Source organism: Enterococcus sp. CSURQ0835, assembly GCF_902706605.1.
Lineage (GTDB): Bacteria > Bacillota > Bacilli > Lactobacillales > Enterococcaceae > Enterococcus_A.
The window spans coordinates 13,782-29,503 of the sequence record NZ_CACSLH010000021.1; the positions used below are offsets into that span (position 1 = coordinate 13,782).

Annotated in this window: 9 protein-coding genes; 3 read left to right on the forward strand and 6 right to left on the reverse strand. The window is 41.3% G+C overall.

Annotation, left to right across the window (positions count from 1 at the left end):
- Position 1 precedes the first annotated feature (1 nt).
- The 3 genes from fss3 to lepA form a co-directional block, all read right to left on the reverse strand.
- Positions 2-3,229, reverse strand: a complete 3,228-nt coding sequence (gene fss3, locus GVJ38_RS09350) for a fibrinogen-binding MSCRAMM adhesin Fss3 (RefSeq protein WP_159722887.1) — start codon at positions 3,227-3,229, stop codon at positions 2-4.
- A gap of 91 nt (positions 3,230-3,320) precedes the next feature.
- Positions 3,321-4,232 (reverse strand): helix-turn-helix domain-containing protein, encoded by a 912-nt coding sequence (locus tag GVJ38_RS09355; RefSeq protein ID WP_159722888.1) that lies wholly within the window; start codon positions 4,230-4,232, stop codon positions 3,321-3,323.
- A gap of 196 nt (positions 4,233-4,428) precedes the next feature.
- Positions 4,429-6,264, reverse strand: a complete 1,836-nt coding sequence (lepA, locus tag GVJ38_RS09360; RefSeq protein ID WP_159722889.1) for a translation elongation factor 4 — start codon at positions 6,262-6,264, stop codon at positions 4,429-4,431.
- Positions 6,265-6,415: 151 nt separating this feature from the next.
- Between lepA and GVJ38_RS09365 the strand changes: the two genes are divergently transcribed.
- From GVJ38_RS09365 to GVJ38_RS09375, 3 genes are all read left to right on the forward strand, one after another.
- Positions 6,416-7,633 carry a GNAT family N-acetyltransferase gene (locus GVJ38_RS09365; RefSeq protein WP_159722890.1) on the forward strand — a complete coding sequence of 406 codons (1,218 nt, stop codon included), beginning with the start codon at positions 6,416-6,418 and terminating at the stop codon, positions 7,631-7,633.
- 96 nt (positions 7,634-7,729) lie between these two features.
- The gene (locus tag GVJ38_RS09370) at positions 7,730-8,227 is read left to right on the forward strand and encodes a nucleoside 2-deoxyribosyltransferase (protein WP_159722891.1); all 498 of its coding nucleotides are present in this window, start codon (positions 7,730-7,732) and stop codon (positions 8,225-8,227) included.
- Positions 8,217-8,888 carry a hypothetical protein gene (locus tag GVJ38_RS09375; RefSeq protein ID WP_159722892.1) on the forward strand — a complete coding sequence of 224 codons (672 nt, stop codon included), beginning with the start codon at positions 8,217-8,219 and terminating at the stop codon, positions 8,886-8,888. The genes GVJ38_RS09370 and GVJ38_RS09375 overlap by 11 nt, the downstream gene beginning before the upstream one ends.
- Before the next feature lie 199 nt (positions 8,889-9,087).
- On the opposite strand, the gene GVJ38_RS09380 is transcribed toward GVJ38_RS09375, so the two are convergent.
- The 3 genes from GVJ38_RS09380 to GVJ38_RS09390 form a co-directional block, all read right to left on the reverse strand.
- Entirely contained in the window at positions 9,088-14,484 is a 5,397-nt protein-coding gene (locus tag GVJ38_RS09380) for a hypothetical protein (protein ID WP_159722893.1), read from the reverse strand.
- 63 nt (positions 14,485-14,547) lie between these two features.
- The gene (locus tag GVJ38_RS09385) at positions 14,548-15,138 is read right to left on the reverse strand and encodes a hypothetical protein (RefSeq protein WP_159722894.1); all 591 of its coding nucleotides are present in this window, start codon (positions 15,136-15,138) and stop codon (positions 14,548-14,550) included.
- 20 nt (positions 15,139-15,158) lie between these two features.
- Positions 15,159-15,665 carry a hypothetical protein gene (locus GVJ38_RS09390; RefSeq protein ID WP_159722895.1) on the reverse strand — a complete coding sequence of 169 codons (507 nt, stop codon included), beginning with the start codon at positions 15,663-15,665 and terminating at the stop codon, positions 15,159-15,161.
- Positions 15,666-15,722 lie beyond the last annotated feature (57 nt).

Here is a 15,722-nt window from a genome sequence, read left to right on the forward strand (position 1 = left end):
CTTAGTTCCGGTGATTCCAGAAATAATACCCAGCCGTCGCAAAAATCAAGGTAAAGCCAATGAACAGTAACACATTGGAACTTTTCTCCCCAGTTTGAGGGAATGTCTTCACTGTAGGACTAGATTCTTGAGAGCCACTTGGAACGGTTGGTATTTCCGGTTGTTCCGGCGTACTTGGTGTGGTTGGCACTTCTTTTGGTGTTAAGGTTTGAGATTTTTCTTTCAAATCTTCATTGTGTTCCCCATTGATGTTTCCATCTTTGTCGTAGTTAATTTCTTTAAAGGTAAAACTTGTACCTTCTGGATATTTACTTGTATCCACTTTTTCCACAAGCACGGTTTTGGTGAATTCTTTGTCATTCACTTCGTAATCAATTTTTCCAGAATTCCAAATTTCTTTGGTCGTGCCATCTGGTAGTAGTGCATACAGAATTGTTTCGAAAGCTTCTTTTGAGCTATCCAGTACATCATGAGTAATGGATACATCATCAAACATATCCACCACATCACCATGAGTAAAGGTCTGAGAACCGTCTTCTAGGTGCGCTTTTGTTTGGATAGAAACATGACGTTCCACTGTACAATTGACAGTTTGGGCTTGGTTATTCAAACTAGCATCCTTCGCTACTGGATCGTCACCAGCTTCATAGGCTTCCTTATTTTCATACACATAGTTGAACAAGACGATGGTTTTATCCAAAACTTGTTCGGCGGTTAATTTATGCAGAATTTCCCAAGTTCCTGTTTTTTCTTTGTTCGCCAAGGTGGCCGTTGTTTTGGCAATTACCACTGGTTTGGCTTTTTCATCTTTTTCTTGAGTAGCTTTTGTGGCTTCTACATCAATGGCATGCGCTACCACATACCAGTCTTCTTTAATTTCATGAAGATTGTAGCTCAATTTATCAACTAGTTCAGTAGAATCATGAGTACTCAATTCTTTGTTTCCGTCCTTCCAAGTCGCAAGAGAAGTCAAACTATCTTCTTCCTCAGGCAAATCATAGAGCATCAAACGATTCAAACTGACAGAAAATTCTTTGTTAGTCAGCTTCTCATAAGGAACGCTCACCGTTTTAATTGGTTGTTTTTGGCCTTGTTCGGTAATGGTAAAGACGTACTCACTCTTGGCGTAATCCTCTTTATTTTCTTTAAAAGTGGAACGGATTTCTAAAGGCGTAATCTTTTGAAATCCTTCTGGGGCTTCTACTTCTTCAAGTAAATAATCCCCATAAGGAAGATTTTCAAACTTGCCGTAGCCATCAAACCCTAATTGCTCGTTATAAGCTGTGGTCGCTTCATCTTCAGCACCTGTGATCTCATTGGTTCCTTCTAAGGGCGACACTTTAAAGGTTAAGTCATTAAACCCAGTTTCGGCAGTGCCAGCAGCTGATCCGGCAAATTTGAAGAAATCAAAACCAAAGCAAATCACTTGTTCTTTTGCCGTAACATCTCGAGTAATCACAGCATTTTTTTCGCTATCATCCACCTTTTTGATGGATACAGGATACTTCGTTTCATCCAAAGTATACCCTTCAGGTGCTTTTGTTTCTTGCCAGTAATACTCATTAATGGCTAAGTGTTTAATAGCAACTTGATTCTTTTCATCTAAAGTCAAAGTCACCGTTTCATCAGAAGCTTTCGTTCCTTTCACTAATTCCGGTTTAAAGTCCTCGGTCCATTTGACCGCTTTTCCATCCTTAGCAGTAAACAAGGTATATTCAGTCCCCTCAAAGACTGACTTTCCTTGTGTTTTATCTCCAGTGTCTTTGTCTTCTTTCATCAAAGTAGTTTCTCCAGTAATTTCTTGGTTTTGTCCTTTTACGTTACTCGTAACGAGGGCTACGGTTTGATTGGCATACTTCAATTCAACTTTTACGGGTTTGAAAGTATTCACGAAACCATTAGATGCTTTGGTTTCGGTCACATAATAAGTTCCCAATTCCAACGCGTTAGCAATCTCTTTTGGTGTCTCTGCATGACCGTTTTCATCCATTATCATTTCTTGAACGATTTCACCAGTTGGGCTATCCTTGCGAATGGCAAACGTATTGCCCGCTAAAGAGTAATTATCGTTCCAAAGGTCAGTCCCTGTTTCAACTCCGGTTTTATCCAACAGAATTTGACCTTTTTCTCGCGTGTTTTTTGAAGTCACGGAAATGGTTTCGCCTGCTTTAATCGTAGCAGTCATAGGTGTGGCATCAATCGTATAAGGCGCCGGCACCGATTTTTCGGTAATGGTTACCTTTGTACCATGGGGAATCCCATCCAATATCGCAATGCCTTCTTTATCGGTAGTTACGTCTTTTACGGGTAATGTTTTCCCAAAATCTAAATGGAAAACTGTTCCTGGTACAACATCACCTGATTCTTTATCGACTTTTTTAATTTTTAAAGAACCCTCGGTTTCTACATCAATTTTGATCGTGTAGGTGTTCGGCTTATCAATTGCCCCGGCCATCAAGGTCTGTTGTCCAGCCATCTTATAAGCAACCGGTGTCCCCGTCCCAGCGGATTTCTTAAGCGTCAGCACACCGCTTTCTTTTGAATTGGTATTAGGTGTGATGACCAATTGATTACCGTTCACACGATAATCAATATTTGCAGTATTTTCGACAACTTCATCGAACTCTGACAAGTTCAGATTATTCGTATCCGTCACAGTAGTCGATTGACCTAACACTGTTTTTACTGTGGATTTATGGAAACTTGGTTTCTTCTGATAATCGGCAATAGCTTGATTAATTTTCGCTTCAATGGCTGCGATATTTACGGCACTACCATCTGGATGCTTCATAGAGTGAAGAGTATACCCGTTGGCCTCCTGCCAGATCATCTTTTGAGCAACCATTTGTGTATCAATGTCTGTACCGGCGTTTTTCCATAAAACGGAAACTAATTTGGCTTTCTCCGACATATCAGGCAATGGATTTTTCTCATAACCTGGAGTGAACTCATTGTAAATTGGCACTCCTGGTTCAATACAGAAAATATCTTGTTTCTCCCCATTATAGATAGCATAGTGAGGAACCGTTACCTCAGATAATGTTCGACCATCACTGAACGTGCCTTCGACCGCATATAAGTGTGACAAATCGCAGTGCACAGTCACTGTTTGCGGATGAGTAATCTCATCAGCAAAGGCAATCGTAGGACCAATCGCTCCGCCAATTGTTTGACCCAACAGAGCTAAAGTCGCAAACAATCGCCAATTTTTAAATCTCGGCTTTTTCATATAATTAATCTCCTTTCCCATTTGGGTAATAAAAAAGAGACATCCATCTCTGAATGTCTCAAATGTTTAAAACTATTCTTTTCAAAAATTGTCAGATACCATATATCAAAAACTCCAAAGAGACTTTTCCTATATAGGCATACTGAATAATACGATCCGTATTTGGGATATCTTTTCCATTCTCATATCTATCCATCGACCATTTTGTAATCAGTGGTGAAAAAAACTTTCCAAAGTCTTCTCTTTCTAAACGATAATCCCTTCGAATCTTCCTGAATCTTAGTCCCATTCGGAAAGGATCCAACTTTTCAAATTGGTTAATCGTATTTCCCCTTTTCAACATCTTGCTAAAAGTCTCTCCATACAAAATATAAGGGACAGTCACTTTTCCAAGATAGGCAACATTCATTAATCTTTCGATATCAGGAATATTTGTACCCTTTTCCCATCTATTCACAACATTCTTACCTGCTGGTTGAGTAAAGTTCTTACCAAATTTTTCCAGTGTCTCACCTCGATTTTTCCGAATCTCTTGGATTCGTCTTCCCATCGCTATTTTATCGATAATGGGTAATTTAAACGAACCATCCTCTTGTTTTATATCCATCAAAATCTCTTTACCATCGTTAGAGAGAAACACAGCAATTTTTTGCTGCACATCCTTTGATGGCTTTCGACTACCGCTCAATATACGACTCATCAAGGGTGCATCAATTCCAATCTTTTGCGCTAACTGTTTACTTGTTAAACAATTCTTTTCTTTAAAAGCTGACAATTGATTTACTGTAGTTGTTACTAAGTCAGTTTGATCACTTAAAAGTGTATCTACATTGAAGATTTCACTTAAAACAATATCAATATCCTTTGAGATTTTTCTTGTTCCTTTTTCATACTTCACTAAAGCGCTTTGCGAAATCCCCGCTAGGTCAGCTAGCTTCTTTTGAGACATTTTTTTCTCTTTCCTTAAAGACTTAAGAAGTTCTCCACTTATATTTTCAGACATGAAAAAAGCACCTCCCATGAGATGCTTTCATCATACGCTGACGGTTAAAAACCTTCAAGGAAAAATATTCCGTTTTTGACAATTTTTTTTGATCCGTGACAACCGTATGACAGTTTAAACTTTTTTAAACGGGTAAATCACGAATTTTACGCTACTCGAAAAGATTGATTTAATAGGGTTTTCCGTTGAAAACAAGCTATTTCGCGTTATCCTGGTCGTCCATTTTCAAAACCGCCATGAAGGCTTCTTGTGGGACTTCCACGGAACCAATTTGTTTCATCCGTTTCTTTCCTTCTTTTTGTTTTTCTAAGAGTTTGCGTTTACGGGAAACATCCCCGCCGTAACATTTAGCTAAGACGTTTTTCCGTAAAGCTTTGATATCAGTTCGAGCTACGATTTTTGTACCGATTGCAGCTTGGATTGGCACTTCGAATTGTTGGCGTGGGATCAAAGCTTTTAATTTTTCAACGATAGCCCGGCCACGTTCTTGGGCGAACTCACGGTGCACGATGAAGCTCAAGGCATCGACTTTTTCGGCGTTTAATAAAATATCCATCTTCACTAAACGGCTTTCGCGATAGCCAGACATTTCATAATCTAGTGATGCATAGCCTTTAGTGCTGGATTTTAATTTATCGAAGAAGTCGAACACGATTTCTGATAATGGGATCTCATAAATCACATTGACCCGATAATCATCTAAATAATCCATCGTCACAAATTCGCCGCGCTTGCGTTGGGATAATTCCATTACCGCACCAACGAAATCATTTGGCACCATGATATTAGCTTTGACATAAGGCTCTTCAACACTTTGGATCGTGGAAGGATCAGGAAATTCAGCTGGATTATCCACTACGATCTGCGTGCCATCGGTTAAATTGACGTGGTAAATTACCGATGGCGCGGTCGTGATGAGTTCTAAATTAAATTCCCGTTCTAATCGTTCTTGGACGACATCCATGTGCAATAGACCTAAGAAGCCGCAACGGAAGCCAAAACCTAATGCTTGTGAGGTTTCTGGTTCAAATTGCAATGCCGCATCATTTAATTGTAATTTTTCTAACGCTTCCCGTAACTCATTGTATTTTGACGTGTCGATCGGATACAGACCGCAATAAACCATGGGATTCATTTTCCGATAGCCCGGTAAAGCTTCTTTTGCTGGATTGTTGGCTAAGGTCACGGTGTCCCCGACCCGCGTGTCTTGGACGGATTTGATGCTGGCTGTGATGTAGCCGACATCTCCCACCATCAAATAATCGCGCTTGATCGCTTTAGGCGAGAAAACGCCGACTTCGGTCACTTCAAATTTTTTCCCGTTACTCATCAGTTCGATCGTATCACCGGGACGCACGACACCATCGTGAATCCGGACGTTTAGCACCACACCGCGATAACTGTCATAGATCGAGTCGAAGATCAACGCTTTGAGCGGTGCTTCGAGATCGCCTTGAGGTGCGGGAACTTTAGCCACGATCTGTTCTAAGATCTCGGCGATCCCGATTCCAGTTTTCGCACTAGCTAAAACGGCATCATCAGCGTCGATCCCGATCACGTCTTCGATTTCTTGGCGAACCCGTTCTGGATCAGCCGCGGGAAGATCGATTTTATTGATGACAGGCAAAATTTCTAAATCATTGTCAACTGCTAAATAAACGTTGGCCAATGTTTGTGCTTCGATCCCTTGGGCTGCATCGACAACTAAAATCGCGCCTTCACAGGCAGCTAAACTACGAGAGACTTCATAGGTGAAATCCACGTGTCCTGGAGTATCGATCAAGTGGAAAATATAGCGTTTGCCATCGTTAGCATCATAATGTAATTCAACTGCATTTAATTTAATCGTGATTCCGCGTTCGCGTTCAAGATCCATCGAGTCTAACAATTGATCTTGCATTTCCCGGGAACTAACGGTATTGGTTTGTTCTAAGATCCGATCGGCCAAGGTTGATTTTCCGTGGTCGATATGGGCGATGATGGAAAAATTGCGGATCTGGGTCTGTCTTTTTTTCATTTCATCCATACTCATACGTGTTCCTCATTTCTTTTAATCAGCACTTTCAATTATACCAACGAATGCCGGATAAAAAAAGTCTTTTCGTACTTTGGTGAGCTGGCCGTCGAAAAAAAAACAAGCTTTTGCTATACTTGAGTTGTATTCTAAAATTGGAGATGAAAAAATGGACAATGATCTGCGAAGTCAACTGGTCTTAAAACAAGTTGGCGAAGAACATTTATATCAATATGACGAGCTGCTGAGTTATGTCTTTCAAGTGACCGAATCTGATATCGAAAGCAGCGGTTACGAAAATAAACGTGAGATGGTGCGGGCTAAAAAACCGGTCTTGGAACAATCAAAAGTTTTCGGTTGGTTCCATGATGATAAATTGATCTCCCAAATCGCGATTTATCCGTGTGAAGTCAACATCCACGGCAAACTTTTTCAAATGGGCGGCGTGACAGGTGTCGGAACTTATCCTGAGTATGCCAATCACGGGCTGATGAAAGAGTTGATCAAACTGGCGTTAGTCGAGATGCGGGAAGATCAGCAGTGGATCTCTTATCTCTACCCTTACAACATCCCTTACTATCGGCGAAAGGGTTGGGAGATCATGTCTGATAAATTAAGTTTCAAAGTCAAAGACACGCAACTGCCAAAACAAGTCGAGGTGCCGGGGATCGTGGAACGCAAAGATGTCGACGATCCGGATGTCTATCGCGTCTATAATCAATTTGCGTTAGAAAATCACGGCGCGATGATCCGTAAAGAATTGAATTGGGAAGAATATTGGCGCTTTGAAAATGAAGAAGAACGGATTGCGGCGATTTATTATGATCAAGACAAAAAGCCGACTGGTGTGATGTTTTATTGGATCTCCGATGAAGTCTTCCACATCAAAGAGATGTTTTATTTGAATCAAGAAGCGCGCAATGGATTATGGAATTTTATCAGCGCGCATTTTTCGATGGTCTACTGGGTCAAAGGCGATATTTTTAAAAATGAGCCGCTCTCCTTCTTACTCGATGACAGTGAGATCAAAGAGACGATCGCACCCTTTTTCATGGCTCGGATCGTGGATGTCAAACGCTTTTTACAAGAATATCCCTTCATCAAGCCGACAGAAGATTTTTATTTCGAGGTAAGTGATCCGGTGGCCGAATGGAACAATGGGATCTTTGCTTTGCACTGGGATGAAAATGAGAACTTGCAGATCACCGATCAACCGCAAGGCAAGCGAGTCAAACTTTCGATCCAAACATTGACTTGCCTGTTGATGAATTACCGGAGGGCTTCTTATTTAGCACGAATCGAACGTTTGACTGCCGACAAAAAAACGATCCAATTGCTGGAAGCAACACTGCCTGACATGGAAGCTTATTTCAGTGATTATTTTTAAACACGTGAGCAAAAAGTTTTGCTCGTCAGGCTTTAGCTAGCAGTTGTTGCCTTAAACGCAACTGTCAGCTGTCTTAACTAGAAAAGAGGAAATAAAATGAAAATTTATTTTGCAGCGCCGTTATTTGCTCAAAGTGATCTGCGTTATAATGCGTACTTAGCTGAAAAGATCCGCGCACTTGATCCTGCGTTAGATCTTTACGTCCCACAAGAAAATGCAGCGATCAATGACAAACAAGCCTATGCCGATAGTAAGATGATCGCTCAAGCCGACACGAATGAAGTCCTCGCTAGCGAATTGATGATCGCCCTATTAGATGGCTTAGTGATCGATCCTGGGGTCGCTTCAGAGATCGGTGTCGCTTATGCGAAAAACATCCCGGTGATTGCACTTTACACCGATTCGCGGCAACAAGGCAGTGACAATAAACAAAAAATCACTGCGTTACAGACGCCTGCGGAAAATCAGTTTCACTATTTGAATCTCTACACCGTAGGGCTAGTCAAATTAAACGGCACGGTCACTACCAATGAAAACGAACTTTTAGCGGCACTCAGTCGCTTTGTAGAAAGCAGGAACGTTCATGACTTATAAAAAAGTGCAGACTGGCTTGATCGCATTTGGTCTCGTCTGTCTTGCCTATAATATTTTTGAATTTGCCACCGCGAAATATTCCACGAAACAAGGAATCATCTTTATCGTCGAATGTTTGGCGGGAATCGCGTTGATTTTTTTACCGCAACTGGTCAAAAAAATCTTTAAACTGATCATCCCAGCCAATATCGTTTATTTTTATTGGTTTTTCTTAGTGATCTCCGTTTTCTTAGGAACCTCGTTGCATATGATCTCGATCATTTCATTTTGGGATAAGATCTTGCATGCGGTCAGTCCGATGGTGCTCACAGCATTAGGTTATGGCTTGATCGGCTTGTTCATGAAAGACGCTTCGATCCCTAAGACTTCACCGTGGCTCTTCTTATTGTTCGGTTTTGCTTTTGCCGGCTTGTGCGGCGTCTTTTGGGAATTTTGGGAATTCATCTGCGATTCGTTAGGCGATATGAACTTGCAACGTTATGCGACTTCAGCTGGGAAAGCATTAGTCGGACGTGCGGCGTTGATGGATACGATGGGAGATTTGTTCACCAATACGATCGGCGCTCTAGTAATGGGGATTTTTGCCGGCATCGGTGCAAAAGGCAAACCCGCTTACTTTGAAAGTTATCGTTTAAAGTCACTTCGCACAAAAAATAAGTAAGCTAAAGCAACTCTTTTTCACTGATTTATAGCCAGCTAACTGGTCATAAAAAAACGAGTAGCTTCTCAGCTGAGAAGCTACTTCTGATTTATCAAAAATACTTAAACAAAAAATCGTAATCAAAATCTTTTTCAAGATTTTGATTACGATTTTTTAACTTTTGAGGCTATTTAAGGGTTTTGTCCCAGCCTCTTTTTTTTTAGTTCAGAGCAAATTGAAAATCTAAATTCAACTTGAGTGATTTCGTTTGTTGATAATCACCGAAGTATTGACCTTGCAATTGAAATTTAGCTTGCTGGTTTGTCGTAATTTGGGTCAATGATTCTGTCGACATAGATTCAATTAAACTGATTTGCTTTTGACCACTCACTAATTGTAATTTAGCAGCGGTTTGTTTAGCAGCAGGATCAGCTTTTCCTGCCAACAGCTGGATTTTTTGTGGATTGTCTTCGATTGAAAGTCCTGTCAGCGCTACTTGCAGCGGGCGCGGACTCAGATTTTCAATCGTATACTCCGGTGATTGGACTTTGCCATCATTGACATCGGTTGTACCAAACACGATTTCTTTTGGTAGTTTAAGATCGATCAAGCGATCATTTGTTTCAACTTCGAATGGAACTTCATACACTTTAGTCACCCATTTACCACTCATTAGTTTTTGAGCAACTTCGATCTTGCCTTTCGTTTCACCCACTTGATTTGTTTTTGGAAACTCAGTGAAACGTCGAATCACGATATTCGTTTTTGACACATCAAGGTATTGCTTGATGTTTGCTGTTAATTCTTTTTCTGTCATCCCTTGTTGGATCAGTTGTTTTTTGGGTTCTAACTGGTTGATTGTTAACAGTTGAAAGCCTTTAGTCGTTATTTCGTAGTAGACTTCTTGACGGCCTTGGTTGTAACTTTTCTTTTGCTCTTGTTCATATAACCAATTTTTTGCTGGCTCTTCTTGCCAAGCACGGATCACATCGCCATAAGCTACTGGCTGTTCCCGCTGCTTTCCGAATCGATCAAGCGCTGTTTGTTTACGATCATCCCCATTTGCGATCACTGTATAATCACCAACTCCAGCATCGGTCACTTGCAACTCATGGTGCTTATTCATCGTAAACTGATCCAGGCGCCAATATTGTTCATTCGGAAAATGACTATGGATCTGTGCATTGTCAAAGTTAATACCACTTGTTGCACGTAAAGAAGGAGTAGCTCCATGATGCAACGTGAAAGCCCCCGCCACTCGACCATTCCCGCCTAGATCATAGCAACCAAAAACGATACTATTGCCCCACAATACTTGGTAGTCAGCTTCTAGCTTTTGTTGATAACCAGTTTTTTTATGGGTTACGACAAGTTCAATTGTTTTTTTGCCGATTGAATCGGCATCAAGCAAACCGTTTACTTTTGCTTCGTAATCAGCTGGACTCACTACTTGATCATTATATTTAACCGCTTTGATCCAATCAGCAGTGGTAAATTTTTTTTGACCTAATGGAAAAGAAGGGGTTTTAGTTTCAACTTCTAAGCGGTCGATTTGAAAAGGTACCGAATATTTTTTCCGGATTTTTTTGCCGCTTGGGCTCGTCTCTTCGACTTCTAACACTCCAGTGGTCTCGCCAGCTTGATCCGTTTTGGGATAGCTGACAAATCGTTTCACTTTCAGTGCCGGTAAAGCGGAAAGATCTAAAAATTCCGCACAGCGACGATCAAGTTCAGCCGTCGTCGTCCCTTTCAAAAGTGCTTGTTTTTTAGGTTGAGCTAAGTTGATCGTTAACTTTTGCAAACCATTGGGAGTTAATTCATAATACGCATCTCTTTGACCTTTCGTTTCTAAAACCAGTTGCTCATTACGCGAAACCCAAGTGTTCTTCCCGTAAAAATTCGAACTGGAGACTGCCTGTTTGTGGGCGGTAGCTACTAGCACTTGTCCATATTCCAACTGATCGCCTCGCTCGGTTAACTTCCGATTCCAATCATTCATTAAGCTTATAGCTGGTTGATTGACCGTATTATAGCCTAGCATCAGCACTTCTTCATCAGTATCGCTTCGTCGAATACTAATGTCTGGTCGTGATCCAAGTTTATTTCCAGTGGTCAGTCCATTTGCCTCGGTTGCCCGCAAGATCGGTTTTTGTTTTTCCGTTAAAAGTGAAACAGCAGCGACCGTTTGAGTTAAACCGTCATTTTTGAAGAGTAAGGTATGTCCCCAGACAATTTGATACTTGGCTTGAGTGAAGACCTGCTCACCACCATTTAGCGTGATTTCTAATTCTATTGGATATGTCCCCAGCTTTTGAGCGGTAAGGGATTGTTTCAAGACGACTTGATACGTATCTTTTGCGACAGCTTGACCGTTGACCGTAATTTTTTTAATAAACTGTTTCGGATCAGGTTTAGAAAGTTCACTGCCCAATGGAAAAGCTACTGTTTCAGTCTCGACTTTTACTTCTCGCGTTTCAAATGGAACCGTGTAGTCATAAGTGTATTTTTTACCAGTTTGACCAACTTCTGCCACGCGGATCACAGCTTCACTTTTCCCATACCCATTCAGTTTAGGGAATTGGATAAATTTTTCAACTTTTAATTGCGGATACGCTTTGGTGTCGATAAATTCAGCAACTCGTTTTTGTAAGTCTGCTTCACTGGTACCAGCTGCGACTTGTTGCAGCTGAGGCGTTAAACGATTCAATGAGAGTAACTGAAATCCTTGCGGTGTCAATTCATAATAGACTTGTTTAAATCCCTTGGCTTCTTGAACCAATTTTTCGTTACGACTGACCCACGTTTGTTTGTCAGTTATGATTTCACTTGCAACAGCATGACGTCTGATCTCAACTCCAACGACATCACCAAAGCGGATCTGAGTATCTTTGTTACGAAAATCCTTTTCAAACTGTTGACGTAATTGAGCCGGCGATTGATTGACCGTGTGATAGCCGATGTTAAATTTTGGTTGTTGTAAATGAGTATCATAGAAAGTCAATGTTGGCCGGCTATTCAAACTGGTTTGTTGACGCAAACCTGTTCCTTGGACAGCGGTTAAATGCGGCCGACCACGATTCAACATGCTAATCACTAGATCATTTGGCATGCCCTGTTCATGAATCGCGATCGTGTGACCATATTTTACCGTCACAGGAACAGTTAAATTAGCAGTAAATTGTTGGTATTGAAGAGCTATTTTAACTTTTTGTGTCCCATAAAGTGAAAGATCTAATGAACTGAGTAATTTAACCGTATAATCGGTAACCGGCTTGCCATAGCACCGGACATTTTTAACAAATTTTTTCAACTGACCAGCGGGTAGTTCAGCACCCAGCAAAAACTCCTGTGGTTGTGGCTCAGCTTCTAGGAGTAATGTTTGATCCGCAGCAACAGTGTACTTACCTTTTGTGGCGACTTTTTCCCCACTGCTTAACGTGATTTCCAAATCAGTCGAATACGCCCCTAGTTGCTTAGCTGCCAAAGGGTGCTTCATCGTAACACGGTAAGTGTCTTTTGCAACCGCTTGTCCATTGATCGTAACTTGTTTGATAAACTTTTTCGGATCATGTTTAGCAAGATCACTCCCTAATGGAAAAGCTAACGTCTCAGTTTCGACTTTTACTTCCCGTGTTTCAAATGGTACTCTGTAATCATAAGTAAATTTTTTTCCTGTACGACCGATTTCTGAAACACGGATTACAGCTTCACTTTTTCCATAGCCGGTTAGTTTGGGAAATCGAGTGAATTTTTCGACTTTTAACTGCGGATATGCTTTCGTATTGATGAATTTTGCGACCTGATTTTGTAGTTTGGCTTCACTTGTACCGGCTGCTACTTGGTGGTTTTTAGTCGTTAAACGATTTAATGAGAGTAAATGAAATCCTTGTGGTGTCAGTTCATAATAGACTTGCTGGAGCCCTTTTGCTTCTTGAACTAGTCTTTCATTACGGCTGACCCACGTCTGCTTGTCAGTCACAACTTCATTTGAAGCATTGCGATTTCTGACGTCAATCCCTACCACATCACCAAAACGAATCTGAGCTGCTTTATTACGAAAAGCTGTTTCAAATTGTTGACGTAATCGAGCGGGTGACTGATTAACTGTACCATAAGCGATGTTAAATTTTGGGTGTTGCAGATGTGTATCATAAAAATTTAAAGTTGGGCGACTGTTCAAATTAGGTTTATTTCGTAAACCAGTTCCTAGAACCGCAGTTAAGTGTGGCCGACCGCGATCCAACATACTAATCGCTAAATCATTCGGCATGCCCTGTTCATGGATAGCGATTGTGTGACCATATTTAACTGTCACAGGAACCGTCAAATTAGCGGTAAAGTGTTGATATTGAACTGCTACTTCCGCCTTTTGCGTCCCATAAAGCGAAAGATCTAATGGACCGATTAATTTGACCGTGTAGTCGGTGACTGGTTTGCCATAGCACCGTACATTTTTAACAAATTTTTTCAACTGGCCAACGGGTAATTCAGCGCCCATCAAAAACTCCTGTGGCTGTGCTTCAGCTTCTAATATTAATGTTGTGACTTTGATTCTCGCTTGTTTCTGAATCTTTTCTTTGTCCGCCTCCCCTACTTCGAACCTTTCGATCTCATCGGTTTGGGGATCATCGATCGACTCCCACTCTGGTTCATCAAAATCAACTGGCTCGCGAGTCGAATCATCGTCAGCAACTTCTTCTAGCTCTTCTGTAACCGATTCTTCGGTCTTTTCCGTAACTGACTCCGCTGTCTTTTCTGCGACTGCTTCAGGTGTTGGTTGAACTTCTTGTTCTACTGGTTCGCTGTGATCATCTGTTTGAGGTTCAGGCGTTTTCGTATCCACCACTTCAACGGGGATCTCTAGAGTCTGGGTTGCCGTTTCATCACCGTAAACTACCTGAACTGTTTTAGCACCCAACACATCGGGCGTTGGAAAATCATAACTTTTGACTTGTACCGCACCCATCTGGTCATGTGCTGTTACATACTCTAAATAATTTAACTGTTGCGGATCAAATTGACCAAGCTCAAAGCGTTGGGGCTGTTCTTTAGCCGTTAGTGACAAGGCTTGCGGCGGTTGTGGAACGGAAAACGTCACAGAAGTCGTATCCACGACACGCGTATCCTGTATTTTTCCATGAGGTTGATCATCCCCTGTTGGACTCTTAGTGAAACACTCTAAATCATAATTTACCTGCCAATGAAAAGTCAGGGTAACAGTTTGCACTTGCCCGCGTCCGCGCGTCATGATGAGCTGATCGTCTACTAATTTAACGGCCACTGTTTCAGGATCACTTGATTGAACTTCCCGCACGCTGAAAAACACTTCGCCTGAGTAGACAAAGGATTCAGATTGAACGTGATCCAACTGTGTACGTTTTGTCCAAAGTGTTTTTTTGAGCTCCGTACCGACTCGCTGGCTCAAGCTTTCTGTTTGTAGTTCATTGGTCCAGTTATCCCGTTCTGGTTTATTGGCTTTAGCAACAGCTGCAACGGGATCAAGTGTAGCTGCCGGTGTTGGCGTTGTCTCAGCCAATGCTCCGATCGGTTGGAACAACCCAGGATTTGCTCCTAAAAGCAAGCCTCCAATCGACAGCAAGCAGAGTAATTTTTTCATCAATTTGCTCCTTTCCTGACAAAAAAATTCCCCGCCAACCTTCAAGCAACGGGGAACGACTGACTAATTTGTAGCTTGGAACGACAACAAGAATTCATACTCAGGTTTAATCGTTTTATCAAATTGGAAATTCGGTCCGGCATTCCCAGTTAACGTAAACGTAGCTTCTTCATCTTTATTTTTCAGGTCAGCTAACATCACTGGCTGTGTTGGATTTTTTGGATCTACCAGAGGATATTCTTTTCCATGAACTCTGGCATTTAAAGTCAACTCTTTCAATTCATCCGCATGGAGTCCTGGTTTGACTTCATTGATCATGATCTTAACACCTTTTTTCGAAAGGTTTTTAACTTTGTACAGTGGTGAAATGATTTGATTATTCGTCGCATCCGTTTGCCCAAACAAGATCTTCGCTGGTACTTCAACATCAACCCAGTATTTTGGATCAATCGGATTTGGCCCTGGATCAGGATCATTTGGATCCCATTTTTTGAAGACGCCTTCTGCTGGAACGACACCATCTGTCTTACCTTGAATCTCTTGCTGTGAACTATTGGGGTCAGGTACGCCACCTGTCCAAGCATGACCTGTTTGAGCAGCTAAACTTAAAGCGCCTAAACTTAATACAGCCGAGAAAATAATTTTTTTATTCATCATCTGATTCTCCTTTTCGATTATGGCTTGACGAGTAGTTGGCCGGCGATCGTTGATTTGCCTACGACTTTTTGATTAGAATCTAAAAATTCGATTCGACTGCGTGTTTTGTAATTTCCACTGGTCAAGGTCTTTTTCAATTGGCCTTCTAATACGTAATGTTTTGGTCGAATGATACCAGAATGGTAGATCAGTTCTCCTGTCTTGACCAAATACGTTTTGACCCGCATCGCATGCTCATTGGCTGGCGGATTTTGGATATGGACTTTACCGACCTTTTGACCAGCTTGCCATTCCATCTGCGTGTTCAGCGTGAGCCGGACGTAATTTTTATCGGCTTCTTTTTGCATATACTTCAACAATTCATCATCGGTCATTTTTTTAATAAATGAGCTGTCCGCTTTATCCGAATTGACTAGTGTTTGCGGTGTCCGATAAAAAAACACGTACGCTGCGATCAAACTAATGAGTAATAACAATAAAACTAGCAAGATCATTCGCTTTTTTTCAGTTTCTTTTTCGTACAAATCAATCCTCCCCTTTCAACTTAATTCCAACCAGTTTTAGCAAATGTGTGGATGCAA

Coding starts and splice junctions, on each gene's coding strand:
- fss3 (WP_159722887.1), bottom strand. CDS start 3,229: ATGAAAAAGCCGAGATTTAAAAATTGGCGATTGTTTGCGACTTTAGCT.
- GVJ38_RS09355 (WP_159722888.1), bottom strand. CDS start 4,232: ATGTCTGAAAATATAAGTGGAGAACTTCTTAAGTCTTTAAGGAAAGAG.
- lepA (WP_159722889.1), bottom strand. CDS start 6,264: ATGAGTATGGATGAAATGAAAAAAAGACAGACCCAGATCCGCAATTTT.
- GVJ38_RS09365 (WP_159722890.1), top strand. CDS start 6,416: ATGGACAATGATCTGCGAAGTCAACTGGTCTTAAAACAAGTTGGCGAA.
- GVJ38_RS09370 (WP_159722891.1), top strand. CDS start 7,730: ATGAAAATTTATTTTGCAGCGCCGTTATTTGCTCAAAGTGATCTGCGT.
- GVJ38_RS09375 (WP_159722892.1), top strand. CDS start 8,217: ATGACTTATAAAAAAGTGCAGACTGGCTTGATCGCATTTGGTCTCGTC.
- GVJ38_RS09380 (WP_159722893.1), bottom strand. CDS start 14,484: ATGAAAAAATTACTCTGCTTGCTGTCGATTGGAGGCTTGCTTTTAGGA.
- GVJ38_RS09385 (WP_159722894.1), bottom strand. CDS start 15,138: ATGAATAAAAAAATTATTTTCTCGGCTGTATTAAGTTTAGGCGCTTTA.